The 292-nt window shown below is 70.9% G+C and carries 1 pseudogene; it reads right to left on the bottom strand.

Going from position 1 to position 292, the window contains the following annotated elements:
• A pseudogene (locus QSK17_RS35875) lies at nucleotides 1-292 on the bottom strand (RNA-guided endonuclease TnpB family protein); the annotation flags it as partial.

Genomic DNA, 292 nt, shown 5'->3' with positions numbered 1-292 from the left:
AGGTGCGGCTCAGCCGTTTGGACGCGGGCCGGCCGGGAGTGCGAGTGCGGCGCTGGCGGGCGGACTTCTTCTCCAAGCGGCGAAGGTGTTCCCTCTCACCGCTGGCGAGCCAGTCCCCATGTTCGCGCGTGGTGCCGTCCGACAGGGCCAGGGCGACGTTGATTCCCCGGTCGATCCCGACCTGCGGGCCAGGATGGCAGGCCGGGGCAGGCACCTGGCGTTCGGCTCGGAACACGATGTGCCAGCTGTCGGCTTCTTTGACCAGGCGGGCTCCGGTGATCCGCCCGGCAGG

It is taken from the genome of Microtetraspora sp. NBRC 16547, from assembly GCF_030268965.1.
GTDB lineage: Bacteria > Actinomycetota > Actinomycetes > Streptosporangiales > Streptosporangiaceae > Microtetraspora.
This window is presented reverse-complemented; position numbering and strand designations above follow the sequence as displayed.